Consider the following 23,959-nt stretch of genomic DNA (forward strand, 5'->3'; position numbering starts at 1 on the left):
AGAGGCCAATCAGGCCCACATCAGGAGATTGCCATGTTCGCCACTTTAAACACCAGCTCTTCCCCTATTACTTTACGTCCCCTCATCATCGACATTGACCGCAATCAGCGCGCTGCCAACAGCACCCACCCCGCTACAGAGAATCTTTTTCAGGCCGGTGTCTGGCGAGTGCTGAACAAACTCGGATTAGCACCGGCATTAACAGAACAACAGGCAGTGTCGTGGATGAAGTCTTATACGCGTTACCAGATGGCAGCCGATCAGCTTGCGCGCCATAGTGAAGACAAAAACGCGACCGCGCATCAGCAGGATTTGCTACGCGCACATTTCAACATGGCCCTGATGGAAGCGGAGTACACCGGCAAACTGGGAGCAGGAGATAACGCCTGGCTGAAAGGGCTGGAGATTGTTCAGTCCGCGCAGCGTAATGCTTCTGATGTCACTACCGGCACGCTGTGCTGGTATTACACCGGAACGGATAAAACGCTACCGCAGAAAATCACCTTGCCGCATTCGCTGGTCATGGAACAGCAGAGCGACCGTAACAGTAACGGGGAGGTGGTGCTCTATAACAGCTTGCACGCATGGAATTACTTCCCTGAGCAGGCCAGTTTTCAGCAGTTTCCCGATATGCGCAGACTGGGGCAGGCGGTGCTCAGCACGAGTATTAATGGCACATTCAACCCTGAAGAGAGCATGCTGCGAGAGCAGATCTTGCTGGCCGCAGCGCCTCTGCAACGCCCAGCACTGGAACGCTATTTCAATCGTATTAGCCTGAATCCCAGCCTTAAACATTGCCAGTTGCGCGCGGAGCCTCTGCCGGGAAGCGATTTTCAGGAGAAACTGAATCAGTTTATTCATACCGCTGTAAGGTCAGTCATCGCTAACAGCCCATCAGCCACATTGCTCGGCGAGCGCCAGAAGCTAGCACAGCAGCAGTTTTCAGCACTGATGAAAAGTGATGTCACAGAATTTGATACGTATTTGCGGCAGCAAGTGTCAGCGGATTTTTCCCGTGCGCTCAATCAAAGTGATATCCGCTTTAATGCGACTTTACTCGATCCGGACGGGATCGAAATCGCGATAAATGGTCTGCGTGGCAGCCTGAGTGAGTGGGCGGATAACCTGTATCGCTTTCGTCCTGACGATAACCCCTTGCACAGCGATAATACGTTTGTCTCGTCACGCCATTTACCTGGGCGGATTATTCATCTGGGGGCCGAAGGTGCCCGTTCGTTATATCAGTTTTTCTCCACTACGAATAATGAGCGCTTGCCTGGCGAGGTGCGCATTACTCAAATCCCGCAGGGGCTGATCCTTAATCAAACGACCAGTAGTGCATTAGATAATATGAATCGCGATGTCGGCCTACAGCGGCGAATTTTATCGCAGCTCAGAGGTGGCTATGTTATTGATCGTTATGGAAGTTACTTACGCAGTGAGCATATACAGAAAAGCTCTGCTTCACGTAAAGCATGGATCACTTTGCAGAAGTTGAATATAGAGCGTGCGGCAGAGTCGGCGCGTGAAGGCGGGGTGATTTCCGCTGCCGATGAAGAACGTATTATTGCGTTGATGGAACGTATGGCGGGGGGTGGGAAAGGTACTCGCTATCCTAATGACAGATTAAGTGACTGCCGGTTACGCTATGCGCCTGGCGGTATGGTTTATCCGTTGGACATTACGCTCCCCGAAGTTTATACCGTTCAACTGGCGTCGTCAGCGCCTGACGAACGGGCGTTTGTCTATTTCCCGCCCGGCATTTACGGCCAGCGTCTGCTGCCCGCGTCGACCTTTCTAACCTATGTAGTTGAAGATGGGGCTAATGTCCGGCCTTTACTGCGTAATCTGACAGCGCCGGGCGATCTTACTCAGCTTGATAATGTGCTCAAGATGGCTTCCGGTAGTCACTTTACATTGGATGCGGTGGCGCTTTCGGGCCTGGAAGAGGGGGCCACGCGCTATTTTGAACAGCTGATTGCCAGGGCGGAAGCTAACCGCTATACGCGTAAGCACTTTATCAATGAACTGCTGATGAAAATGGCGGGGTATGGCGCAGCGGTAGCGTGCATAGGCACTGGTGGTACTTTTAAACTGGCTTGTGGCTCGTTAATGCTGCCTTTCATAGCACAGGGTGGAAGGGATATTGTCCGGCAGTTGGAGCAGGGGGAAACAGACAGCGCTTTGCTCAAGACGTGGCTGTTGCTACCGGATGCGGCAGATGGTTTGCCAGCGCTTGGCATGTTATTGAAAGCAACGGGACGCTCGGTAAAAAAACTCTCCGGGTTGTTGGGGCGCAAGCTCTCTACACCGCAGCAAGTGGCTGATGCTGTTGAAGAGGTAGTGGGATGGCGTAAGGCGATTGATGCAGAGGGCCGGTTACGTTCTGAGGTCGCGGCTTCTGAAACTGTGCTTGATGCCAGCTCTCGCTATCAGCCACGTCAGGACCTGCCGGGTGAATTCTGGCAATCGGCAGATAAGGTCTATATCCGGGATCAGGGAAAGGCTTTCGAGGTCTATTCTGATAATGGCTGGCGCTCGGTCCGGTTGCGCGATCCAGCAAAGCCCCATGCCGCAGGCCCCAAAATTATCTTTCGTGATAACCGATGGCAGCTTGATACTGGCGGACTTAACGGTGGCGGGGTGGGCCAGTCGCGGCAGAACAGCTTTCTGATTGGCATCGCCGAAGATCAGCATGCCCTACAAAATTTTCTCAGCGCTTTTGACTTTGGCGGTGGTGCGCGCGGTCATGTTGTACTTAGGGGGCTCATTGAGCAGCTTCGTCAAGGCCGCTTACCTGCCAGATATCATGCGTCGGTAATCCCGGGTCAGGAGTGGCGGGCATTAGGGATGATCGGAATCTCGCCGCCGACAAGAGTACCGGCGTACTCTGCCACTTTTATTCGGGCGGCATCACAGGGTTTTGTCTTTGCGGATAATCGGCAGGGCAAAGCATTACTTGGCTGGCTACTTCGGGACAGATGCGGCACCAGCACTGAGGTGCCGTTACCTGCCCCGGACTGGGCGATGCAATACGCAACGCGTGAACACATCTGCACACTTTATCCGGGGAAAACCGCAAAAATACTGACTGCGCGCGGCATTACTCACAGTGAGGCAGAAGGTGAAGCCTATGCGGCGGTGATTACCAGCAGCGCCACCCGGCATCCTGAGGCGAACCTTTTGCAACTGCGCCTGCGCGGAGCAAGCGTCAATCAATACGCTCGAGCCAGTAGCGAGCTGGCCATAATGGATCTTGCTGGCCGTGGCGGCATGATGAGCCGTGAGCAGGTTGATGCCTGGCTACATAAATTTCACTTCCCCGCCAAAGACAAAATTGTGATGGAAGCGGCGTTACTTTCCTCACTTGCTGCAGCGGGCAATCCGCCCGACTGGGCAAAGCACCACCTCACCTGCTGGAAAAAAGTCACTGAGTCACTATCCGCCGGATTAACGGATCGCAGCGCGCGTATTGTGCTTAAGGATGTGTTACTACAACAAGGTATCGTCAGGACAGTCGGTGAATCGATTGATTTTATGGCGGGATTGTCGCGTATTCCGGGTAATCAACTGGAAAAAATGATGGCCGATACTCTGCTGGATATTCATCGCCAGCTTCCCGAATGGTCAGCAAAATACATGCCCCCGGACGCACTGTATCTTTTCTTCGGCAATCGTATTCCCGCTTCGATGAAAACGGTGCATATCAATCTTTCCTCTATGCCTGTCGGCTCGTCATTCCATCTACCCGCCAATATGCCCGAGCTGGAGCGGCTACACATTGAGGTCATGATGCCTGTGTCTGGGCGTGACTACTGGGTGGATTTGCCGGAAAACATGCCGCTGCTTAAGGATCTGAAGCTTACGCGTATCTCGCTTACTGAACCTACTGTGGCACTCAATAATCAACCTAAACTCACTTCAATTTTTATACGCGATGTTCATCATCTGGAGCAGCTACGACTTGAGGGGGATATGAGTGCGCTTTATCGCATCGAAGTCGGGTTCTCTCCACAGCTACGTCAGGTGGAGCTGGCGACCGAATTCCCCACGCTGCACACGCTATCATTATGCCGTAGCCAACAGTTGCAGCGAGTTAGCACTTCACATCCCCTGAATGCCCTGCTTTGCCTTTACCTTGATGGTAATGCGCTAACCAGCCTGGCGGACTTTAATCAGCAGGCGATGCCTCGTTTAACCGTGGCATCACTGATCAGTAATCAGTTACGTTCGCTGGAGGGATTACCCCCAGAGTTACCCCAGCTGGATCAGATTAGGTTAAATAACAACCGTTTTCGCAGTGTGACTGATGCAATCTGGCAGTTGCGCCCACAGGCACAGGTCTATTTGGATAACAACCCGCTCTCCCTGCGGGTGATCGATGAGGCAAGACAGGTGGCTTTAGCGCCGGGCTATCGTGGCCCGGTGATATTCTTTTCTATGGCTGAAACCAGTACCCGGCTCGCGCGGCCATTGCAAAATGCCGTCGCTGACTGGTTTCCTCAGCCGCTCGCGGCAGCCCGGATGCAAACCTGGAGTGGTTTTGCTGAACAGGAGTCGGCGCGCGAGTTCTCGCAGTTTCTCGATCGGCTACGCCTGACGGTCAATTACGATAGCGAAATGTTCCGCACAAACGTCAGATCCTGGCTCGACGAGCTGGAACAGAATGCTGCTCTGCGACAGGAGAGCTTCACCGCCAGCCATTGCGCGACCGACAGCTGTGAAGACCGCGTCTCGCTGGCTTACAACGAAATGAAAAAATTGCGTACTACGGCAGAAGTGAACAGTGGGCGCTATGATCGTGACCCCAAAGGATTCAGTGATAAATTGCGCGGCATCTACCGCCTTGAGTTACTGGATGGTATCGCCCGCGAGCATGTTTCTCGCCTGCGCGCGGTCGATCCGATCGAAGTCTATCTGGCCTATCAGGTAAAACTCCGTACTCAGCTCAAGCTGCCGATTGATACCGAAGATATGCGCTTTTTTGCTGTCTCTCATGTCACTCAGGCCGATATCAACAAAGCGTTACAAAGCGTGCTGACTGAAGAGGCGAAGGGATTTACCGCCTGGCTGGCGGGTAATCCGGCAATGCAGAACCTGCTGCAACGGCGCTATCCTGACGCATTCAGGCAGGCACAAGAGGCGGTTGAAGATGTGGTTGCCGATCCGGATGTTTACACAGCGCGAATCAATGCGTTGTTACGTAAAGACCACCTGGAGAATGATGCTGACGCGATGCGTGAAGCGGGGATTCAGCTGATGAAACAGCTAAACCTCGAACATTTTGGCCCGTTAGTACGCCAGTTTTTAAACTGATGGTGCCAGAGGTATCCGCGGTTGGGATACCTTTATTCAATGTGCTGGGCCAAAGAGAATCGCGCTGGCGTACCAGCGGCCAGGCCTGATGGTCTCATCCACCAGCAGAATCTGGTAGTAGGTCGCGCCAGCCTGATTGGCGCGCGCTGCCACGGCCCGTTGGGCATCATCCGGTGAGCCGATCACACTTACGCTTATCTCTCCCAGCCGGGTTAAGCCATAGCTCTGCGCCCGATTGATCTCCTGCGCCTGTGCGCCAGGTGCTGGTGGTGCCTCTGGCTTCGGGTTGATCAACGAACAGCCACTGATTAAAAGCACGGCTGTGAGTAACAGACGCAGGCGCATACCGGTTCCTGAAGAAATTTCACCTGTCTGAAGTGTGAACGATTTCGCCATTTCCTGCCAGCGACTTACACTGGGCGCTGACCATGATGCAGGAGGAAACATGATAGAACTTACAACGGAAACGCTGGCTGGCATTGAGTGCCTGCACGCCGCGCCTGCGGGCTCTCAGCAGCAACCTTTGCCAACGGTGCTGTTCTGGCATGGTTTCACCTCTTCAAAAGAGGTCTATGCCTATTTTGCGGTGGCGCTGGCGCAGGCGGGATTTCGTGCCGTGATACCGGACTCCGCCATGCATGGTGCCCGCTACGACGGGGACAGCGAAATGCGCATGGCCCATTTTTGGCAGATCCTGAAAAGCAATATTGACGAAGTCCCGGCGCTTGAGGCTGCACTTCGCGCCCACAACTGGGTTGATAACCAACGCTTTGCGGTTGCTGGGGCCTCGCAAGGTGGGATGACGGCTCTCGGTGCCATGGCGCGTTATCCGCATCTGCACAGCATCGCCTGCCTGATGGGATCGGGCTATTTTATGCAGCTCAGCCACCGCCTGTTTCCCCCTCTGGAGGCAAAGACACCGGAGCAGCAGCAGGTTTTTGCGGCAACCATGGCACCGCTGGCGGAGTACGACCCTTGCCAGCAGCTGGAAAAACTGAGCCAGCGACCGTTGTTTTTATGGCACGGCGAGGCCGACGAAGTGGTGCCGTTTGTTGAAACGCAACGCTTAGATCAGGCACTGCGTGAGCGGCAGTGGGATGCCCAGCTCACTTCGCTGTCAGAGCCGCATATTGGCCATAAAATCACCCCGGCAGCCCTGACTGCGCTAGTCAGCTTTTTTAAGCACCATCTTTAAGTCGCGCAATAGCACGAAAACGCCTGGCAACAGGCGATTGCAGGCAGATTTGATGAATTGTTCGCTTGAGTTTCCCCTGGCAGATCAGTATGATTACGCGTCAATTTTCAGCCGCATTCTCAGGTTGTGTAGATTACACAGCCTATAACGTTCCTTGCTTCCATGGGCCGCGGCTGACCCCGACAGGAGGCTGAATAATCCGTAAGGAGCAATTTCGATGCGTCATTACGAAATCGTATTTATGGTCCACCCTGACCAGAGCGAGCAGGTTCCTGGCATGATCGAGCGTTACACCGGTGCTATCACTGGTGCACAGGGCACGATCCACCGCCTGGAAGACTGGGGCCGCCGTCAGCTGGCTTACCCAATCAACAAACTGCACAAAGCACACTACGTTCTGCTGAACGTAGAAGCGCCGCAGGAAGTGATTGATGAGCTGGAAACTAACTTCCGCTTCAACGACGCCGTTATCCGCAGCATGGTTATGCGCGTTAAGCACGCGGTAACTGAAGCATCTCCGATGGTTAAAGCGAAAGATGAGCGTCGTGATCGTCGCGAAGACTTCGCAAACGAATCGGCTGATGATTCAGATGCTGGGGATTCTGAAGAGTAATCGCGCGTGACGGCGAATCGACTGCGCTTGTCCGGCACTGTTACGACACTGCCCGTACGCAAAGTCAGCCCGTCAGGCATCCCGCACTGTCAGTTTGTGCTTGAGCACCGTTCAGTGCAGGAAGAGGCCGGTTTCCACCGGCAAGCCTGGTGTCAGATGCCGGTGATTATCAGCGGCAATCATCATCAGGTGATTACTCAACATATAACGGTCGGTACGCAACTTATACTCGAAGGTTTCATTAGCTGCCATCAGGCACGCAATGGGCAAACGCGTATGGTGTTACATGCCGAGCAGATTGAATTGATAGATTCTGGAGACTAGCCAAATGGCACGTTATTTCCGTCGTCGCAAGTTCTGCCGTTTCACCGCGGAAGGCGTTGTAGAGATTGATTACAAAGATATCGCTACACTGAAAAACTACATTACCGAAAGCGGTAAAATTGTCCCGAGCCGTATCACCGGTACTCGTGCAAAATACCAGCGTCAGCTGGCTCGCTGCATCAAGCGCGCTCGCTACCTGTCCCTGCTGCCATACACTGATCGTCATCAGTAATCGGCAACTGTCCATTAACGACTTTAAGAGGATAAGGTAATGCAAGTTATTCTGCTTGATAAAGTAGCAAACCTGGGCAGCCTGGGTGACCAGGTTAACGTTAAAGCGGGCTACGCTCGTAACTTCCTGGTACCACAGGGCAAAGCTGTTCCTGCTACCAAGAAAAACGTTGAGTTCTTCGAAACTCGCCGCGCTGAACTGGAAGCTAAACTGGCTGACGTTCTGGCAGCTGCCGACGCTCGCGCTGAGAAAATCAGTGCACTGGGCACCGTTACTATCGCGTCTAAATCAGGCGACGCTGGTAAGTTGTTCGGTTCCATCGGTACTCGCGACATCGCTGATGCAATTACTGCAGCAGGCGCTGACGTGGCTAAGAGCGAAGTTCGTTTACCGAACGGCGTTCTGCGCACCACTGGTGAGCACGAAGTGAACATCCAGGTTCATAGCGAAGTCTTCGCTAAACTGGTTGTGAGCGTAGTTGCTGAGTAATTTTACTCAGTGATGCGAAAACGCCGGCCTTGTGCCGGCGTTTTTGTTTCTGCTATTTACTGCGCGCGGATAAAGCTGCCGTCATTCTGGCGAGTAAACAGCACCGGGCCATTGCTGCCATCCACGGTTAATCCTGTCACCTGCCCCTGATTATTCAGGCGAATCTTCACTTGCTGTCCAGTCTGTAGGGCGCTCAGTGGATGATCGCTGCCTTCCACATTCGCCATCGCAAACACATCACCCACCGGTAAATTGTTATCCCGGAACAGTTGCGCCAGCGTCTGTCCTGCGGCAATGGTATAGCTGCGCCAGCTTCCCTGTGAGTCCACCTGCGGTTTGCTATTACTGCTGTTATTGTAAATATCTGCCTGCATCGGCACTTCTTTGCCATTATCTGACGTGACTGGCGTTGTCACAGGAAACTGCTGAGGAGAGCCACTCGGCCAGAGAAAGGCGAGCAGAATGACCACCAGGGCGATAATAATGCCGCGGCGATGGAAGTACGGTAGGGGGTCCATCCAACGGATGCCGTCGGTAAAATGCCAGAAGCGATAAAACCACTCCGCAAAGCGAGATGGTGAACGAGTTGCCATGTGTACCTCCTCTTCACCGGTCTCTGGTCTGCTGCGGCTGACGGGCCACAGACGAGGGAGCCGGGGTAAAGTGCGCGCAGTGCGCGTCCTGCGGCGGCGTGGGGCGATTTGGCCCATGAGTTCTCTCTTGTTACAGTTGCGGCAAGGTTAACCTTGTCCTTTTATTAGTATGGGCAATGCTGGCGGGAACTCCCCGTCAGCATTGAGAAATTTGACTTGTGTATTGTTTCTCTTTCAGCGGAAAAAGTCATCCAGGCAGCGCGGGATTTTACGCCAGCGGCCTGCACCTGCTATGCTGCCGGTTCAAATTTTTGTGATAAAGGAACGAAGATGACTACCCCTTCTTTTGACAGCGTCGAAGCACAGGCAAGTTACGGTATTGGTTTACAGGTTGGCCAGCAGCTGCTGGAGTCTGGTTTGCAGGGTCTGCAGCCAGAAGCACTGCTCGCTGGTCTGCGCGATGCGCTGGAAGGGAACTCACCGGCAGTACCGGTAGATGTAGTACACCGCGCTCTGCGTGAAGTTCATGAGCGTGCGGAAGGCGTGCGTCGTGAGCGCACCGAAGCCATGGCAGCAGAAGGCCAGAAGTTCCTGGCGGAAAACGCCCAACGTGAAGGTGTTAACAGCACCGAATCTGGTCTGCAGTTCAGCGTGATCACCCAGGGTGAAGGTGCAATTCCAGCACGCCAGGATCGCGTACGTGTTCACTACACCGGCAAACTGATCGACGGTACTGTGTTTGATAGCTCAGTAGCGCGTGGCGAACCGGCTGAATTCCCGGTAAGTGGCGTGATCCCAGGCTGGATCGAAGCGCTGACGCTGATGCCAGTGGGTTCTAAATGGGAACTGGTTATCCCACAGAACCTGGCTTACGGCGAGCGTGGTGCGGGTGCTTCAATCCCACCATTCAGCACCCTGGTGTTTGAAGTGGAGCTGCTGGAAATTCTGTAATTTCCCTGCACGCCAACAGAGCCTGAGTCGGGTTGAACCCGGCTCAGGCTTTTTTGTTTCTGGTGACAAATGCAGAACTATGATACTGATATGTCTAAATAATATTCCGGATTTTGCTCGCGAGATCGTTACGGCTGGCCTGGCTGCTAAAATGTAAATGAGACGCGCAGGGCATCGCGCCCGGAAATTGCAGACAATGAGGTGACTTATGTTAGAAAAAATCTGCCAGCTGGCTCGTGAAGCGGGCGATGCCATCATGCAGGTATATAACGCTGAAACGCCGCTGGATATCGATCGCAAATCCGATGACTCACCGGTAACCGCAGCGGATATCGCCGCACACAAAATCATTATTGGTGGCCTGGCACAGTTGGACGCCGCCACGCCCGTGCTGTCTGAAGAAGATCCTCCCGCCTGGGAAGTGCGCCAGCACTGGCAGCGCTACTGGCTGGTCGACCCGCTGGATGGCACCAAAGAGTTTATTAAACGCAACGGTGAATTCACCGTGAATATCGCGCTGATTGAAGCCGGTAAACCGGTGCTGGGCGTGGTATACGCACCGGTATTAGATGTGATGTATGCAGCGGCCGACGGCAAGGCGTGGAAAGAAGAGCAGGGCCAGCCGCGCCAGTCGATTCACATTAAAGAAGCCCATCCGCCGCTGGTGGTGGTAAGCCGTTCACATGCGGCGAAAGACGAAGAGCTGAAAGATTACCTCACCCATCTGGGCGAGCATCAGACCACGGCCATTGGCTCATCACTGAAATTCTGCCTGGTTGCCGAGGGTAAAGCGCAGCTCTACCCTCGTTTCGGGCCTACCAATATCTGGGATACCGGAGCAGGCCATGCGGTGGCTATCGCTGCTGGCGCGCACGTCAATGACTGGAAAGGTCATACGCTGGACTACTCGCCGCGCGAATCTTTCCTCAACCCCGGTTTCCGCGTCTCAATCCTCTAAGCTACTTGAGTAGTTCGTGCAGCAGCGTAATCGCCTGCTGCACCTCTTGTTCGCTCAGCGCACCATCTTTTACCCAACGCACTACGCCTTGTTTATCCAATACCACTACGGCTGAACCTGCGGGTTTGAGCAGCCAGGCTTTTTGCACGTTACCGTTATCATCAATGACAAACTGCGACCACGGATACTGCTGTTTATTACTTTTGATGCTGCTGGTGACAAACATACCGGTGCCGGGAATGGCGTCGTCAGTGTTGACGATAGTGGTGGTTTGATAGCGGTCACGGGGGAAGTTAGCGCTCTTAATCGCTTCAATCATGGCGGCATTCATCTCTTTCGCAGACGATCGTCCGGCAATCGGCAGTACCACACGTACCTTCCCTGCCAGTTGAGCGCTATTCCACGGCTGGTAGCTGAACTTATCTTGCTTTAAGACTAACTCACCTTCGTCTTTAACCCCGACCGCGGGCACACGTTCACCGATTTTCAAGTTATGAGCCAGTGCCAGAGCGGGAAACAGCAGGGCGATTGTGGCTATCAGAGGGAAAATTCGCATCAGATACATTCCTTATGTGGTTCGACCAGTTGTTTCATTTTACTGCAATATCCGACGAGGATGATGCGCCTGTCGTACAGTAATTGTAGCTTTGCAAGGCAGGACACAAATCCACACAGAGCGAATGTTTATACTGAATAAGCAGAAGGCAATAACAGAGTCTTCTGTAATAATATGTCAGTTCAGTAAAAAAAGTCGCTTTTAGGAACATAGGTAACGCCTGATGTTCTATAGTGTTCTGACATTTGCGCTTCATGAGCTCGTACCGAATTTGGCAACGACGAAGCGTTATTGAAAATTTACAGGAGTTAAGTATGAAGATCTTCCAGCGCTACAATCCGCTGCAAATTGCGAAATATGTGAAAACGCTGTTCAAAGGAAGGTTATACATCAAGGATGTTGGCGCATTCGAATTCGACAAAGGCAAAGTGCTGATTCCACGTGTCCGTGACAAACAGCATCTGAGTGTGATGTCTGAAGTGAATCGCCAGGTACTGCGGCTACAAGCTGAGTACCAGTAAGTACAAAAAGGGCGGCTCTCAGGCCGCCCATAGATTATGACTCTTCTGCTGTTTTTTCCACGTGCAGCACTGGCGGATGCTCATCAATCCGCGTAACCAGTAGCTGGTCAATACGGTAGCTATCAATGTCTACCACTTCGAATTTATACCCGGCAAACTTCACGAAATCGGTGCGTTTCGGGATTTTACGCAGCATGTACATCATAAAACCGCCAATGGTTTCGTAGTTGCCTGACTGCGGGAAATCATCAATATCCAGCACGCGCATCACGTCATCAATGGGCGTACCGCCCTCTACCAACCACGAGTTGGCATCACGCGCGACAATTTGTTCTTCCATACCCTGGCCAACCAGGTCGCCCATCAGCGTCGTCATCACGTCGTTCAGTGTGATGATACCTACCACCAGGGCGTATTCATTCATGATGACCGCGAAGTCTTCCCCGGCGGTTTTAAAACTCTCCAGGGCTTCAGACAAGGTCAGCGTGTCTGGCACAATCAGCGCAGAACGCAGTTGAACCCCACTGTGTAAGGTCATGCTCTGGTTACCCAACACGCGCAGCAGCAGCTCTTTGGAATCGACATATCCCACAATGTGGTCAATATCGCCATCACACACGAGGAACTTGGAGTGTGGACGTTCGGCAATTTTGGCTTTCAGGCTGCTTTCGTCTTCACGCAGATCGAACCACACAATGTTCTCACGCGAGGTCATAGAAGAGGGAACGGTACGGGATTCCAGCTCAAATACGTTTTCAATCAGCTCGTGTTCCTGCTTACGCAGTACGCCAGCCAGCGCACCCGCCTCTACTACCGCATAGATATCATCAGAAGTGATGTCGTCTTTGCGCACCATCGGCAGTTTAAAGATGCGGAAGAAGACGTTTGCCAGGCCGTTAAACAGCCACACCAGCGGACGCATGATCAGCAAGCAGAAGCGCATGGGGTTGATGATGCGCAGTGCTACCGCCTCTGGTGCAATCATGCCGACGCGTTTTGGTGTCAGATCGGCGAACAAGATAAACAGGCTGGTGACGATGGTAAATGAACAGATAAAGCTCAGCTGCTCTGCCAGTTCTGGGTTGGCGATTTTGCTAAACAGGCTGTAGAACACCGGAGAGAAGGCGGCATCGCCGACGATACCACCAAGAATGGCGACCGCATTCAGGCCGATTTGTACCACGGTAAAGAACATGCCGGGTTGTTCCTGCATCTTCAGTACGCGCTGTGCGTTGATGTTGCCTTCGTCGGCCAGCAGTTTGAGTTTGATTTTACGGGCAGCGGCCAGCGATATCTCAGAAAGGGAGAAAAAGGAGCTGATAACAATCAGCAAGATAATGACAAGTAAGCTATTAATCATAAAAGATCCAAAAGTTTATCCACTCGTCATTTTTGGCCTGGGCAACATGCGGAGAAGCGAGTACGTCGTGTACGCATTTGTCGGCGGGCTATCCGTGCCAAAAATGTCTGCACCGATACGGCAAGTGTAAAACTGCCGGGGCAGAGGTGTTGAATGCAGGCGGTTTGCCTGCGGCAGCTGATTATAGCAGCAGGGCTAATCGCGCCGCCAGCAGTGCGAAGCGATGGATTAAGAGTTCTTTAAGATAATTCCGAGACAGAGGCTGAATTTGCCTTAACGGGACACTGCGGTTGTCACACCGCCCGCAATTATCGACAATAGGAATTAGTTAACGGCTGTTGTGGCGTAATATTAAACAGGTCCTTTGGCCTGGCATTGCGCGAGTTTAGCGGCAGCCGTCGTTTTTTTACATGAAGTGTGATTTTTTCGCCGCCAGGGTAAAGCGCGGCTATGCTGTGGATAGCGCCCGCCAGGGTCGCCACGGCGCAATGATTAATGCCCCTGCGGAAAAGGGGCCAGCACTAAAACAGGAGTATGCGTGCCGCGAATACATCTCTATTGCATCAGTTGCCTGTTGCTTGTTGCTTCGACCGCAGATGCGGCAAAAGTCCGCCTGGAGCTGGAAGGGTTGCAGGGGGAATTACAAAAGAATGCCAGAGCTCGCCTTTCGACAATTAGCAGCGATGAAGTAACCAACGATGGTCGCTTCCAGGCACGCGTCTCGCAAGCCATTAAAGAGGGGCTGCGGGCGTTGGGTTACTACGACACTGAAGTGGAATTCGAATCACGTCCTGCTCCTGCGCAAGGTGGCAGGCCGGTATTGATTGCCCACGTGACACCGGGAGAGCCGGTGAAAATTGCGGGCAGTACCATTGTGGTTGAAGGTGAAGCGAAAAACGACCCGGATTACCTCGCGTGGATCAAAAACGGCCGGCCAAAAATTGGCACGCAGCTGAATCACGGTGATTACGACAAATTCAAAAGTGGTTTTTCCGATCTTGCACTACGTAACGGCTACTTTGATGGCGACTTTAAGAAGAGCCAACTCGGGGTTTCTGCTGCCCGGCATGAAGCATTCTGGGACATAGATTACGACAGCGGTAAACGTTATCACTTTGGTGATGTTAGCTTTACCGGCTCGCAAATCCGCGAAGAGTATTTAAGAAATCTGGTGCCGTTTAAAAAAGGCGATCCCTATAACTCCCGCGATTTGGCTGAACTGAACCGCCGCCTGTCGGCGACGGGCTGGTTTAGCACCGTGGTGGTGGCACCAGAGTTTGATAAAGGGCGTGAGAGCAAAGTGCTGCCTTTAAATGCGGCAGTGGCACCGCGCACGCAGAATACCCTGGAAACCGGAGTTGGCTACTCAACCGATGTTGGGCCGCGCGTTAAAGCCACCTGGAACCGGCCATGGGTTAACGATCGCGGTCACAGCCTGACTGCCAGCACTTATGTGTCTGCGCCAGAACAGCAGCTCGACATGACCTATAAAATTCCGCTGCTGAAAAGCCCGATTGAGCAGTACTACACCTTTTCTGCCGGATTAAAACGCACCGATCTCAACGATACCAAAGCCGATACCTCAACCCTGGGCGTTTCACGCTACTGGGAAAGCAGCAGCGGCTGGCAAAGGGCGATTAACCTGAAGTGGAGCCTCGATCACTATACCCAAGGTAGCGTAACCAACACCACCATGCTGCTTTATCCGGGAGTTAGCGTGAATCGCACGCGATCTCGCGGTGGTTTAATGCCAACGTGGGGGGATTCGCAGCGTTACTCTGTGGATGTATCAAACACCACCTGGGGATCTGACGTGGACTTCCTGATCTTGCAGGCACAAAACGTCTGGATTCGCATGCTGGGTGAGAAAAATCGCTTTGTGGTACGCGGTAATCTCGGCTGGATTGAAACCAGTGATTTCGACAAAGTCCCGCCTGACTTGCGCTTCTTTGCCGGGGGGGACCGCAGCATTCGTGGTTACAAATACAAAGATATCTCGCCGCGTGATGCCGATAACAAGCTAACCGGTGCCTCAAAGCTGGCAACCGGATCGCTGGAATATCAATACAACGTCAGCGGCAAGTGGTGGGGAGCGGTGTTTATTGATTCCGGCGAAGCCGTCAATGACATCCGCCGCAGTGATATCAAAACCGGTGCCGGTGTTGGTGTGCGCTGGGCCTCGCCGGTAGGGCCGATTAAATTTGATATCGCCCGCCCGATTGGCGATAGCGAGGAACATGGTGTGCAATTTTACGTAGGACTGGGGCCAGAACTATGAAGCGATGGAAAAAGGTCCTGATTGGTGTTTTGATTTTTTTCGTGCTGCTGTTTGGCGGCGTCGCTTTTCTGGTAGGGACAACGCCGGGACTGCATCTGTTGTTCAAGGGTGCAAACCGCTGGGTGCCGGGCCTCTCCATCAAGCAGGTGGACGGAGGCTGGCGTAATCTTACCGTCAGCGACCTGCGTTACGACATGCCCGGGGTTAGCGTGAGTGCCGGGCGCTTCCATCTCGCGGTGAATCTCAACTGTCTGCTCCACTCCTCGCTGTGTGTGGATGACATCGATCTGAGTGATGTCAGCGTAGTGGTGGACAGCAGTAAAATGGCACCCGCGAAAGCCGATACGCCACAGGAAGAGAGCAGCCTTGGCGAACTGAGCACCCCTTATCCGCTGACGCTAAGCCATCTCGGCCTGCACAACATCAACCTGAAAATTGATGATACCGCCATTTCGCTGCAGGAATTTACCACCGGTATGCACTGGCAAAAGCGTGCACTGACACTGAGCCCAACTCGCATCGAGAGCCTGCTGGTAGCCCTGCCCAAAGCCGCCAAAGTGGTGGATGAGCAGGTGGTGCAACCCAAAGTGCAACAGCCACAGCCAGAAGAGAAACCGTTAGGTGAAACGGTAGCGGCGCTGTTTGAAAAGCCGTTGTTACCTGAGCTGCCGGATTTCACGCTGCCACTGGATATCGAGATTCAGCAGATTGTGGGTGAACAGCTGCGTCTGACGGGTGATACCGATATCACCGTGAAGCGGCTTGAGCTGAAAGCCACCACGCAAGATCGCCAACTTAAACTGCAAACGCTGGATGTTGATTCTAACTTCGGTCAGCTACAGGGCAGCGGTGAAGCGACATTAGCCGACAACTGGCCAGTGGCGTTTAAGCTAAATGGCAGCGCTGATATCGATCCGTTAAAAGGCGAGAAAGTGGCTCTCGACCTGAGCGGTGCGATGCGCGATACCCTGAAACTTTCACTCAACCTCTCTGGCCCCGTTCCGGCACAGCTGGATGCCTCAACCCAGTTGGCGGTTGCAGGTTTGCCACTCTCTCTGACATTAACCAGCCCGCAGTTGCGTTGGCCTCTGAGCGGCCCGGTGCAGTATCAGGCAGATAACCTTGATTACCGCTTTAGCGGTAAGGCTACCGATTACAGCATGGCGCTACGCACTGCGGTAAAAGGCGAAGGGATGCCACCGGCGACGATTTCAATGGATGGCAAAGGCAACACCCAGCAGTTCTCGCTGGATAAACTGCGACTGGCGGTACTGCAAGGCAACGTCGATTTGCAGGCGCTGGTGGACTGGAGCAAAGCCATCAGCTGGCACAGCGATCTGACGTTAAGCGGGATCAACACGGCGAAGCAGTACCCGGACTGGCCAGCCAAACTGGATGGCACCATCAGTACTCGCGGCAGCCTTTATGGTGGCAGTTGGCAGCTCAACGTGCCGAAAATCGAACTGAAAGGCAATGTGAAGCAGAATGCCGTTAACGTGCAGGGTCAACTGCGCGGTAACAGCTACAACCAGTGGACGGTGCCGGGCATCAATGTGGCACTGGGACGCAATACGCTGCAAATGAAAGGGGAGTTGGGCAAGACGCTGAACCTTGATACCGTCGTCGATGCGCCGAGCCTGAACAATGCACTGCCTGGCCTGGCTGGGGTAGTGAAAGGCACGATTAAAGCGCGTGGAACCTTGCAGGCCCCCCAACTGTTAGCGGATCTCAACGCCACCGGATTACGCTGGCAGCAGTTGAGCATTCAGCGCGTCGCGTTGGAGGGGGATGTCAGCTCCAGCGAACAAATCGGCGGTAAGCTACAGCTACGTGTCGACCGGCTACAGCAGGACGCGCTTAAGATTCAGTCACTGTTGCTGAAAGCCAACGGTGATGAAAAGCAGCACCAGTTAACGCTGGCAGTGCAGGGCGAACCTGTTTCTGGCCAGTTGGCGATCAACGGAAGTTTTGACCGCGCAACGCAGCACTGGAAAGGCACGCTGAATAACACGCGTTTTGAAACACCGGTTGGTGAATGGCGACTGTTGCCGTCCATGAGCATTGATTACCTCAACAGCAAGCAAACCGCCACGATTGGCCCACACTGCTGGCAGAACCCGAATGCCCGGTTGTGTGTGCCCGAACCGGTGGAAGCGGGCCCAAGCGGCCATGCGCATCTGGTGCTGAACCGCTTTGATCTGGCGATGATCAAACCGTTCCTGCCAAAAGAGACGCAGCTGAATGGCAGCTTTAGCGGTGATGCCCGCATGAGCTGGGACAGCAAAGGCGGTTTGCCGACAGGCAATATCACGCTGAAAGGCAATGGTGTGAAAGTGGCCCAGGATGTACAGGGCAATACGTTACCCATCGCTTTCGATACCCTTAACCTGACGGCGGCCCTGCGTGATGGCAAAGCTCAGCTCGACTGGCTCATCAAACTGGTGAATAACGGGCAGCTAAGCGGCAACGTGCAGATTACCGACCCGGAAAAACGCCGTCTGTTGGCTGGCAACGTCAACATCAGCAACCTTTCCCTGGCGATGCTCAACCCGGCGCTGGTTGACGGTGAGAAAATCAAGGGGATGCTCAACAGTAATCTGCGTCTGGGCGGCAGCGTGTTGCAACCGCAGATCTACGGTCAGTTAGGGCTGAAAGATCTGGATGTTGATGCCAGCTTCATGCCGGTTGATCTGACGGCTGCCAACCTGAATATGGTGTTCAACGGCAGTAGCTCAACGCTCAATGGCCTGGTGCAGACCAAACAGGGCAATATCAACCTGAACGGCGATGCGGACTGGAGCAAAATCGATAACTGGCGTGCGAAGATTGCGGCGCAGGGCAACCGGGTTCGTGTCACGGTGCCACCGATGGTACGTATGGATGTGTCTCCAGATATCGTGTTTGAAGCCACGCCTGCTGCGTTTACGCTGGATGGGAAGGTGGACATCCCATGGGCGCGTATCACGGTGCAGGATGTGCCGCAGAGCGCGGTTGGCGTCTCTTCAGATGAAGTGATGCTGGATGAAAATCTACAACCAATACAGCCGAAAAGCACCGCGATCCCTATCAACAGCAATCTGGTGATTCACGTGGGTGATGATGTGCGCCTGTCAGCCTTTGGCCTGAAAGCGAAGCTCAATGGCGATCTGAAGCTGGTGCAGGACAAAACCGGACTGGGTATCAATGGGCAGATCAATATCCCTTCTGGCCGTTTCCACGCGTATGGGCAGGATCTGATTGTGCGTAAAGGTGAGTTGCAGTTCTCTGGACCGCCTGCGCAACCGTATCTCAATCTGGAGGCGATTCGTAATCCGGAATCAACGGAAGATGACGTCACCGCCGGGATCCGCGTCACGGGCCTGGCGGATGAGCCGAAGGTTGAGGTCTTCTCCGATCCTACCATGTCGCAGCAGGAAGCCCTTTCCTATCTCTTGCGCGGTCAGGGTTTGAGCAGTGAAGGAGACAGTAACGCATTAACTTCTGCTTTGGTAGGCCTGGGGGTTGCACAAAGTGGGCAGGTTGTGGGTAAAATCGGCGAGACCTTCGGCGTAAGTAATCTTGCTCTGGATACTGCGGGTGTTGGTGACAGCCAACAGGTGCAGGTCAGCGGTTACGTGCTGCCGGGTCTACAAGTAAAATATGGTGTTGGCATCTTTGATTCACTGGCGACCTTAACCTTACGTTATCGCCTGATGCCTAAACTCTATCTTGAGGCCGTATCCGGCGTGGATCAGGCTCTCGATTTGCTCTATCAGTTTGAGTTTTAGTAATGCGAATAATTGTCTATGGCAGTTTACGGCGCAAACAGGGAAATAGTCACTGGATGACCAATGCGCAATGGCTGGGTGATCATCAGATTGAGGGCTTCGAGCTCTACAATCTGGGGCTTTACCCAGGCGTTGTGCCAGGGGCGGGGACGGTATACTGCGAAGTCTATCGGGTTGACGCCTCGACCATGGGAGAACTGGACGCGTTGCGTACCAAAGGTGGCGAATATAAACGTCATCTGGTGCAAACACCTTATGGCAGTGCCTGGCTTTATATCTATCAGCGTTCGGTAGCCGGACTGCAACAGATAGCGAGCGGTGACTGGCTAAAGCGTGATGAAGACGTTTAAGAGATAAAAAAAACGCCGTCCAACTGGACGGCGTTTTCTTTTACAGCACAGACATTACTTCTTCTGTGCGCGCTCGTAAGAGGCGATGATTTCAGCTTTGGCCGCTTCTGCGTTATCCCAGCCGTCAACCTTAACCCACTTGCCTTTTTCCAGATCTTTGTAGTGCTCGAAGAAGTGAGTGATCTGTGCTTTCAGCAGCTCTGGCAGGTCCTGCACATCTTTGATGTGGTCGTACTCTTTGCTCAGTTTGGTGTGCGGTACAGCAATCACTTTCGCATCTTCACCTGATTCGTCGGTCATCTTCAGCACGCCAACTGGACGGCAGCGGATCACAGAACCTGGAACCAGTGGGTACTGGGTAGGAACCAGCACGTCAACCGGGTCCCCATCCAGAGACAGGGTGTTGTTGATGTAGCCGTAGTTAGCCGGGTAGAACATCGCGGTAGACATAAAACGGTCTACAAACAGTGCACCAGACTCTTTGTCTACTTCATATTTGATCGGATCAGCATTGGCTGGGATCTCGATGATTACGTAGATATCTTCTGGCAGTTCTTTACCCGCAGGCACCTGGTTCAGACTCATTGTCAATTCCTTCACTAGTCATGTGTTAAGTGACCGCTATTATAGCCAACTGACTCTGAAAGTATGCCCCTCTTTTTGACCTTTCAGATTGCTCCAGAGGCTATTTTCCGGCGAACATCAGCGAGACAATCCCGGCCGCAATCAGTGGTCCGACCGGTACGCCACGAAAGAACGCTACGCCAATCACTGTGCCCACCAGCAGACCACCAATAATTGAAGGTTGAGCACTCATAAAACTCACACCCCGCGCGCCCAGCCACGCCACCAACACACCGACAATAATCGCCGCGCCGGATTTCCAGTCCATAAAAGATTTAATCAGTGAGGAGGCGGGAAGAGAACCGCTTGCCAGAGGGGCCATAACCGCCACAGTCAGGATAATAATACCCACCTGAATACCCTGTTTTTCCACCACCGGGAAAAACGTGGCCAGCGGCGTCAACTTAATGGCGAGCAAAATCAGAATCGAGATGGTCACCGCGTTGTTGTGAACAAAGTAACTCAGTACCGCAAGGCAAATTAGAATGATTGTCGAGGCATAAGCAGCCATGATTTCTCCAGAGGATAAAGTGTAAGCGCTTTCTTTATCGACGATTCAAGGCGCAGACGCAACCGGAGATTGGTGATTGGAAGAGGGAAAAGAAAAACGCCCTGCCAGTCTCCCGGCAGGGCGCTTAATGTTCTGAATCAGGCCGGATTAATGCTGGTCCGGGAACTCACGCAGGAAACGTTCTACGTCATCAACCATGGCATCGTTACCACAGAAGAACGGGCAACGCTGGTGCAGGGTTTCTGGCTGGATATCCAGAATACGGGTGGCACCATCACTGGCTTTACCGCCGGCCTGTTCCGCCAGGAAGGCCATTGGGTTGCACTCATACAGCAGACGCAGTTTGCCTTTCGGGTGGCTGGCGGTGCTTGGATAGAGGTAGATCCCGCCTTTCAGCAGGTTACGGTGGAAATCTGCCACCAGTGAGCCGATATAACGTGAGGTATATGGGCGATGGGTCGGAATATCTTCTTCCTGGCAGAACTTCAGGTATTTCTTCACGCCCTGTGGGAAGCGAATGTAGTTACCTTCGTTGATGGAGTAGGTGTAGCCTTTCTCCGGGAAGGTCATACGTTCGTGGCTCAGGCAGAACACGCCCAGAGACGGATCGTAGGTAAACGCATGCACGCCAACACCGGTGGTGTAGACCATCATGGTGGAAGAACCATAAACCACATAACCTGCGGCAACCTGCTTGTGGCCTGGCTGCATAAAGTCGGCTTCTGTTACCGGCGTACCTGGCTCAGAAACACGGTGATAGATGGAGAAAATGGTGCCCACAGAGACGTTAACATCAATGTTGGAGGAACCGTCCAGCGGGTCCATCAGCACGACGTATTTACCGTCTTCTACACCTTCGAAGATCACAAATTCATCTTCTTCCTCTGAAGCGATGCCGGCGACGATCCCACGAGCTTTCAGTGCCGCTTTCAGCTTCTCGTTCGCAAACAGATCCAGTTTCATCTGCTGCTCGCCCTGCACGTTCTCCACGCCACTCGCGCCGAGAATATCCACTAAGCCCGCTTTATTGATGTCACGGTGAATGATTTTGGCACCCAGCTTAATGGCTGAGATAAGCGCCGTCAGTTCACCTGTGGCATGCGGAAAGTCGTGCTGTTTCTCGACGATGAATTCGCCCAATGTTTTCATAACACATTCCCTGAATCTTCGATGGAGCGGCAGCATGGAAAAAACTGCCAGCGTATGCGTACGCAGTTTAGCCGATTGAACAGCAAAAACCATAGTCCTAATCCGTTTCTTCCCGTCGCGCAGAGCGGTAAACTGTGCGCCGGACTTTTGAGTAATGGATCAGGTTATGCGTATTCACATCCTAGGAATTTGCGGCACTTTTATGGGCGGGCTGGCTCTGCTGGCACGCTCGCTCGGACATGAAGTCTCCGGTGCGGACAGTAATGTCTATCCACCCATGAGCACGCAGCTGTTAGAGCAAGGTATTGATATTCATGAAGGTTATGATGTTGATCAGCTTGATCCTGCACCTGATTTAGTGATCATCGGCAACGCCATGAGCCGTGGCAATCCCTGCGTGGAAGCGGTACTGGAACGTAATATTCCTTACCTTTCCGGCCCGCAGTGGCTGCATGACTATGTGCTGCGCGAGCGCTGGGTACTGGCGGTGGCAGGAACCCATGGAAAAACAACCACTTCAGGTATGCTGGCGTGGATTCTGCAAGAGTGTGGGCTGGAGCCAGGCTTTATCATTGGCGGCGTGCCGGGCAACTTCGATGTTTCCGCGAAATTAGGAAAAAGCCCGTTCTTTGTGATCGAAGCCGATGAGTATGACTGTGCCTTCTTCGACAAGCGCTCGAAATTCGTGCATTACTGCCCACGCACGCTGATCCTCAATAACCTTGAGTTCGATCATGCGGACATCTTCGACGATCTGAAAGCGATCCAGAAGCAGTTTAATCATCTGGTGCGTATCGTGCCGGGGCAGGGCAAAATCCTGTCACCTGAAAACGATCAAAATCTGAAGCAGGTGCTGGCGCAGGGTTGCTGGAGCGAGCAGGAGACGCTGGGCGAAAACGGTGACTGGCAGGCGAAAAAACTGACCCCCGATGCATCACGCTGGAGCGTTCAGTTGGCTGGCGAGCAGGTGGGTGAGGTCAACTGGTCGCTGGTGGGCGAGCACAACATGCACAATGGCCTGATGGCGATTGCTGCTGCGCGTCACGTTGGCGTGCGTCCGCAGGATGCCGCCGCGGCGCTGGACGGCTTCATCAATGCCCGCCGTCGTCTGGAGCTGCGTGGTGAAGTCAACGGCGTCAAAGTGTATGACGACTTTGCGCATCACCCTACGGCGATCCTCGCGACGCTTTCCGCGTTACGCAGCAAAGTGGGCGGCACCGCGCGCATTCTGGCGGTACTGGAGCCACGCTCGAACACCATGAAAATGGGCGTCAGCAAAAACGATTTAGCCCCTTCTTTGGCGCGCGCTGATGAAGTCTTCCTGTTCCAGCCACATCACATTCCGTGGCAGGTAGCAGAAGTGGCTGAAGCCTGTATTCAGCCGGCGCACTGGAGCGCGGATATCGACACGTTGGTGGCGATGGTGGCGAAAGCCGCTCAACCGGGCGATACCATTTTGGTGATGAGCAACGGTGGCTTTGGCGGTATTCATCAGAAACTGCTGGATAAGCTGCAAGGATAATCCGCGCAAGGTGCTGCGGGTTTGAAAAGTAAAAAGTAACAGAGATGTGCGCAGCGTGTTGTCAACGCTGCGCATTTTTTTGTCCGCAGCACCGTGCCGGTGTGCTCAAAGGGGCATTATAAGTCCCGAATCATCCAGACTTCACAGTCATTGTGTCCGGTACACCCCATCGGACCGTCCAGCAGAGTAAAGCCCAACGCGTGATAGAGTTTTACCGCACTCAATAGTGTGCCCGTTGTTTCCAGATAACAGCGCCGAAATCCCAGCGACCGCGCATGTTCCAGCGCTCGCAGCGCCATCTCACGCCCTAATCCGGTTCCACGTGCCTGCGGCAGGAAATACATTTTTTGCAGTTCGCAAATATCGTCCGCGGCGCAAGAGAGTGGTGCAACGCCGCCGCCGCCAACCACCTGACCCTGGTGTTCAATCACCCAGTAGGCGCTACGATCGGCGCTGTATAGCTCAAACAGGCGGTCCAGATTGGGATCGGAGACGGTAAATCCCTTATCGGCGGTCAGCCCAAATTCGGCAGAGACTTCGCGAATCACCCGCGCTAAATGGGGATTATCCGCAGGCGTGATGGGCCGCACCTGAAATTCCAGTTGTGTGGCGGTTGTCATTTTCACCTCAATAAAAAGCCGGGCATCGGC

21 protein-coding genes are annotated in these 23,959 nt (G+C 53.5%); 13 read left to right on the top strand and 8 right to left on the bottom strand.

What is annotated here, in order from left to right; genetic code table 11:
• The first annotated feature begins 33 nt into the window (after positions 1-33).
• Positions 34-5,316 (top strand): NEL-type E3 ubiquitin ligase domain-containing protein, encoded by a 5,283-nt coding sequence (locus B880_RS0110785; protein ID WP_017347421.1) that lies wholly within the window; start codon positions 34-36, stop codon positions 5,314-5,316.
• Between the two features lie 36 nt (positions 5,317-5,352).
• On the opposite strand, the gene bsmA is transcribed toward B880_RS0110785, so the two are convergent.
• Positions 5,353-5,661 (bottom strand): biofilm peroxide resistance protein BsmA, encoded by a 309-nt coding sequence (gene bsmA / locus B880_RS0110790; protein WP_017347422.1) that lies wholly within the window; start codon positions 5,659-5,661, stop codon positions 5,353-5,355.
• A 100-nt stretch (positions 5,662-5,761) separates the two neighbouring features.
• Between bsmA and yjfP the strand changes: the two genes are divergently transcribed.
• The 5 genes from yjfP to rplI all read left to right on the top strand — a co-directional run bounded on the left by yjfP (position 5,762) and on the right by rplI (position 8,169).
• Complete coding sequence (yjfP, locus tag B880_RS0110795; RefSeq protein WP_017347423.1) at positions 5,762-6,511, top strand: esterase; 750 nt, start codon at positions 5,762-5,764, stop codon at positions 6,509-6,511.
• 217 nt (positions 6,512-6,728) lie between these two features.
• Positions 6,729-7,124: a 30S ribosomal protein S6 gene (gene rpsF / locus B880_RS0110800; RefSeq protein ID WP_007892026.1), complete on the top strand. Its 396-nt coding sequence runs from the start codon at positions 6,729-6,731 to the stop codon at positions 7,122-7,124.
• A gap of 6 nt (positions 7,125-7,130) precedes the next feature.
• The gene (gene priB / locus B880_RS0110805) at positions 7,131-7,448 is read left to right on the top strand and encodes a primosomal replication protein N (protein WP_017347424.1); all 318 of its coding nucleotides are present in this window, start codon (positions 7,131-7,133) and stop codon (positions 7,446-7,448) included.
• Between the two features lie 4 nt (positions 7,449-7,452).
• The gene (gene rpsR, locus B880_RS0110810; protein WP_002210155.1) at positions 7,453-7,680 is read left to right on the top strand and encodes a 30S ribosomal protein S18; all 228 of its coding nucleotides are present in this window, start codon (positions 7,453-7,455) and stop codon (positions 7,678-7,680) included.
• Between the two features lie 39 nt (positions 7,681-7,719).
• On the top strand, positions 7,720-8,169 hold the full coding sequence (rplI, locus tag B880_RS0110815) for a 50S ribosomal protein L9 (RefSeq protein WP_017347425.1): 450 nt from the start codon (positions 7,720-7,722) through the stop codon (positions 8,167-8,169).
• Between the two features lie 56 nt (positions 8,170-8,225).
• Here rplI and B880_RS0110820 read toward each other — a convergent pair whose 3' ends face one another.
• On the bottom strand, positions 8,226-8,879 hold the full coding sequence (locus B880_RS0110820; protein ID WP_157060546.1) for an OapA family protein: 654 nt from the start codon (positions 8,877-8,879) through the stop codon (positions 8,226-8,228).
• A gap of 213 nt (positions 8,880-9,092) precedes the next feature.
• On the opposite strand from B880_RS0110820, the gene fklB reads away from it, so the two are divergent.
• Together fklB and cysQ are read left to right on the top strand one after the other, a co-directional pair.
• Entirely contained in the window at positions 9,093-9,713 is a 621-nt protein-coding gene (gene fklB, locus B880_RS0110825) for an FKBP-type peptidyl-prolyl cis-trans isomerase (protein ID WP_017347427.1), read from the top strand.
• Between the two features lie 208 nt (positions 9,714-9,921).
• Positions 9,922-10,671, top strand: a complete 750-nt coding sequence (gene cysQ, locus B880_RS0110830) for a 3'(2'),5'-bisphosphate nucleotidase CysQ (RefSeq protein WP_017347428.1) — start codon at positions 9,922-9,924, stop codon at positions 10,669-10,671.
• Position 10,672: 1 nt separating this feature from the next.
• Here the strand turns inward: cysQ and B880_RS0110835 are convergent, their stop codons facing one another.
• Positions 10,673-11,227, bottom strand: a complete 555-nt coding sequence (locus B880_RS0110835; protein WP_017347429.1) for a YtfJ family protein — start codon at positions 11,225-11,227, stop codon at positions 10,673-10,675.
• Between the two features lie 314 nt (positions 11,228-11,541).
• On the opposite strand from B880_RS0110835, the gene B880_RS0110840 reads away from it, so the two are divergent.
• Positions 11,542-11,748, top strand: a complete 207-nt coding sequence (locus B880_RS0110840; RefSeq protein ID WP_017347430.1) for a DUF1107 domain-containing protein — start codon at positions 11,542-11,544, stop codon at positions 11,746-11,748.
• 34 nt (positions 11,749-11,782) lie between these two features.
• Here B880_RS0110840 and B880_RS0110845 read toward each other — a convergent pair whose 3' ends face one another.
• Positions 11,783-13,108 carry a hemolysin family protein gene (locus B880_RS0110845; protein WP_017347431.1) on the bottom strand — a complete coding sequence of 442 codons (1,326 nt, stop codon included), beginning with the start codon at positions 13,106-13,108 and terminating at the stop codon, positions 11,783-11,785.
• 538 nt (positions 13,109-13,646) lie between these two features.
• Between B880_RS0110845 and tamA the strand changes: the two genes are divergently transcribed.
• Genes tamA through B880_RS0110860 form a run of 3 tightly spaced genes read left to right on the top strand, consistent with a single transcriptional unit; the run spans position 13,647 to position 19,503 of the window.
• The gene (tamA, locus tag B880_RS0110850; RefSeq protein ID WP_017347432.1) at positions 13,647-15,386 is read left to right on the top strand and encodes an autotransporter assembly complex protein TamA; all 1,740 of its coding nucleotides are present in this window, start codon (positions 13,647-13,649) and stop codon (positions 15,384-15,386) included.
• Positions 15,383-19,153 carry an autotransporter assembly complex protein TamB gene (tamB, locus tag B880_RS0110855; RefSeq protein WP_017347433.1) on the top strand — a complete coding sequence of 1,257 codons (3,771 nt, stop codon included), beginning with the start codon at positions 15,383-15,385 and terminating at the stop codon, positions 19,151-19,153. Before tamA ends, tamB begins: the two co-directional genes overlap by 4 nt.
• 2 nt (positions 19,154-19,155) lie before the next feature.
• Positions 19,156-19,503, top strand: a complete 348-nt coding sequence (locus B880_RS0110860) for a gamma-glutamylcyclotransferase family protein (RefSeq protein WP_026042565.1) — start codon at positions 19,156-19,158, stop codon at positions 19,501-19,503.
• A gap of 54 nt (positions 19,504-19,557) precedes the next feature.
• Here the strand turns inward: B880_RS0110860 and ppa are convergent, their stop codons facing one another.
• The 3 genes from ppa to fbp form a co-directional block, all read right to left on the bottom strand.
• Positions 19,558-20,088 (bottom strand): inorganic diphosphatase, encoded by a 531-nt coding sequence (ppa, locus tag B880_RS0110865; protein ID WP_017347435.1) that lies wholly within the window; start codon positions 20,086-20,088, stop codon positions 19,558-19,560.
• 100 nt (positions 20,089-20,188) lie between these two features.
• Positions 20,189-20,638, bottom strand: coding sequence for a DUF441 domain-containing protein (locus tag B880_RS0110870; protein ID WP_017347436.1), 450 nt, complete (start codon positions 20,636-20,638; stop codon positions 20,189-20,191).
• Between the two features lie 147 nt (positions 20,639-20,785).
• Positions 20,786-21,787 carry a class 1 fructose-bisphosphatase gene (fbp, locus tag B880_RS0110875; RefSeq protein WP_017347437.1) on the bottom strand — a complete coding sequence of 334 codons (1,002 nt, stop codon included), beginning with the start codon at positions 21,785-21,787 and terminating at the stop codon, positions 20,786-20,788.
• 166 nt (positions 21,788-21,953) lie between these two features.
• Between fbp and mpl the strand changes: the two genes are divergently transcribed.
• Positions 21,954-23,309: a UDP-N-acetylmuramate:L-alanyl-gamma-D-glutamyl-meso-diaminopimelate ligase gene (gene mpl / locus B880_RS0110880; protein ID WP_026042566.1), complete on the top strand. Its 1,356-nt coding sequence runs from the start codon at positions 21,954-21,956 to the stop codon at positions 23,307-23,309.
• A gap of 116 nt (positions 23,310-23,425) precedes the next feature.
• On the opposite strand, the gene B880_RS0110885 is transcribed toward mpl, so the two are convergent.
• Positions 23,426-23,929, bottom strand: a complete 504-nt coding sequence (locus B880_RS0110885; protein WP_017347439.1) for a GNAT family N-acetyltransferase — start codon at positions 23,927-23,929, stop codon at positions 23,426-23,428.
• Positions 23,930-23,959 lie beyond the last annotated feature (30 nt).

Origin of the sequence: Pantoea sp. A4, assembly GCF_000295955.2 — a bacterium.
Taxonomy (GTDB): domain Bacteria; phylum Pseudomonadota; class Gammaproteobacteria; order Enterobacterales; family Enterobacteriaceae; genus Pantoea; species Pantoea multigeneris.

Coding starts and splice junctions, on each gene's coding strand:
- B880_RS0110785 (WP_017347421.1), top strand. CDS start 34: ATGTTCGCCACTTTAAACACCAGCTCTTCCCCTATTACTTTACGTCCC.
- B880_RS0110840 (WP_017347430.1), top strand. CDS start 11,542: ATGAAGATCTTCCAGCGCTACAATCCGCTGCAAATTGCGAAATATGTG.
- yjfP (WP_017347423.1), top strand. CDS start 5,762: ATGATAGAACTTACAACGGAAACGCTGGCTGGCATTGAGTGCCTGCAC.
- tamB (WP_017347433.1), top strand. CDS start 15,383: ATGAAGCGATGGAAAAAGGTCCTGATTGGTGTTTTGATTTTTTTCGTG.
- rplI (WP_017347425.1), top strand. CDS start 7,720: ATGCAAGTTATTCTGCTTGATAAAGTAGCAAACCTGGGCAGCCTGGGT.
- bsmA (WP_017347422.1), bottom strand. CDS start 5,661: ATGCGCCTGCGTCTGTTACTCACAGCCGTGCTTTTAATCAGTGGCTGT.
- B880_RS0110885 (WP_017347439.1), bottom strand. CDS start 23,929: ATGACAACCGCCACACAACTGGAATTTCAGGTGCGGCCCATCACGCCT.
- fklB (WP_017347427.1), top strand. CDS start 9,093: ATGACTACCCCTTCTTTTGACAGCGTCGAAGCACAGGCAAGTTACGGT.
- rpsF (WP_007892026.1), top strand. CDS start 6,729: ATGCGTCATTACGAAATCGTATTTATGGTCCACCCTGACCAGAGCGAG.
- B880_RS0110820 (WP_157060546.1), bottom strand. CDS start 8,879: ATGGGCCAAATCGCCCCACGCCGCCGCAGGACGCGCACTGCGCGCACT.
- B880_RS0110845 (WP_017347431.1), bottom strand. CDS start 13,108: ATGATTAATAGCTTACTTGTCATTATCTTGCTGATTGTTATCAGCTCC.
- B880_RS0110860 (WP_026042565.1), top strand. CDS start 19,156: ATGCGAATAATTGTCTATGGCAGTTTACGGCGCAAACAGGGAAATAGT.
- mpl (WP_026042566.1), top strand. CDS start 21,954: ATGCGTATTCACATCCTAGGAATTTGCGGCACTTTTATGGGCGGGCTG.
- B880_RS0110870 (WP_017347436.1), bottom strand. CDS start 20,638: ATGGCTGCTTATGCCTCGACAATCATTCTAATTTGCCTTGCGGTACTG.
- B880_RS0110835 (WP_017347429.1), bottom strand. CDS start 11,227: ATGCGAATTTTCCCTCTGATAGCCACAATCGCCCTGCTGTTTCCCGCT.
- fbp (WP_017347437.1), bottom strand. CDS start 21,787: ATGAAAACATTGGGCGAATTCATCGTCGAGAAACAGCACGACTTTCCG.
- cysQ (WP_017347428.1), top strand. CDS start 9,922: ATGTTAGAAAAAATCTGCCAGCTGGCTCGTGAAGCGGGCGATGCCATC.
- ppa (WP_017347435.1), bottom strand. CDS start 20,088: ATGAGTCTGAACCAGGTGCCTGCGGGTAAAGAACTGCCAGAAGATATC.
- rpsR (WP_002210155.1), top strand. CDS start 7,453: ATGGCACGTTATTTCCGTCGTCGCAAGTTCTGCCGTTTCACCGCGGAA.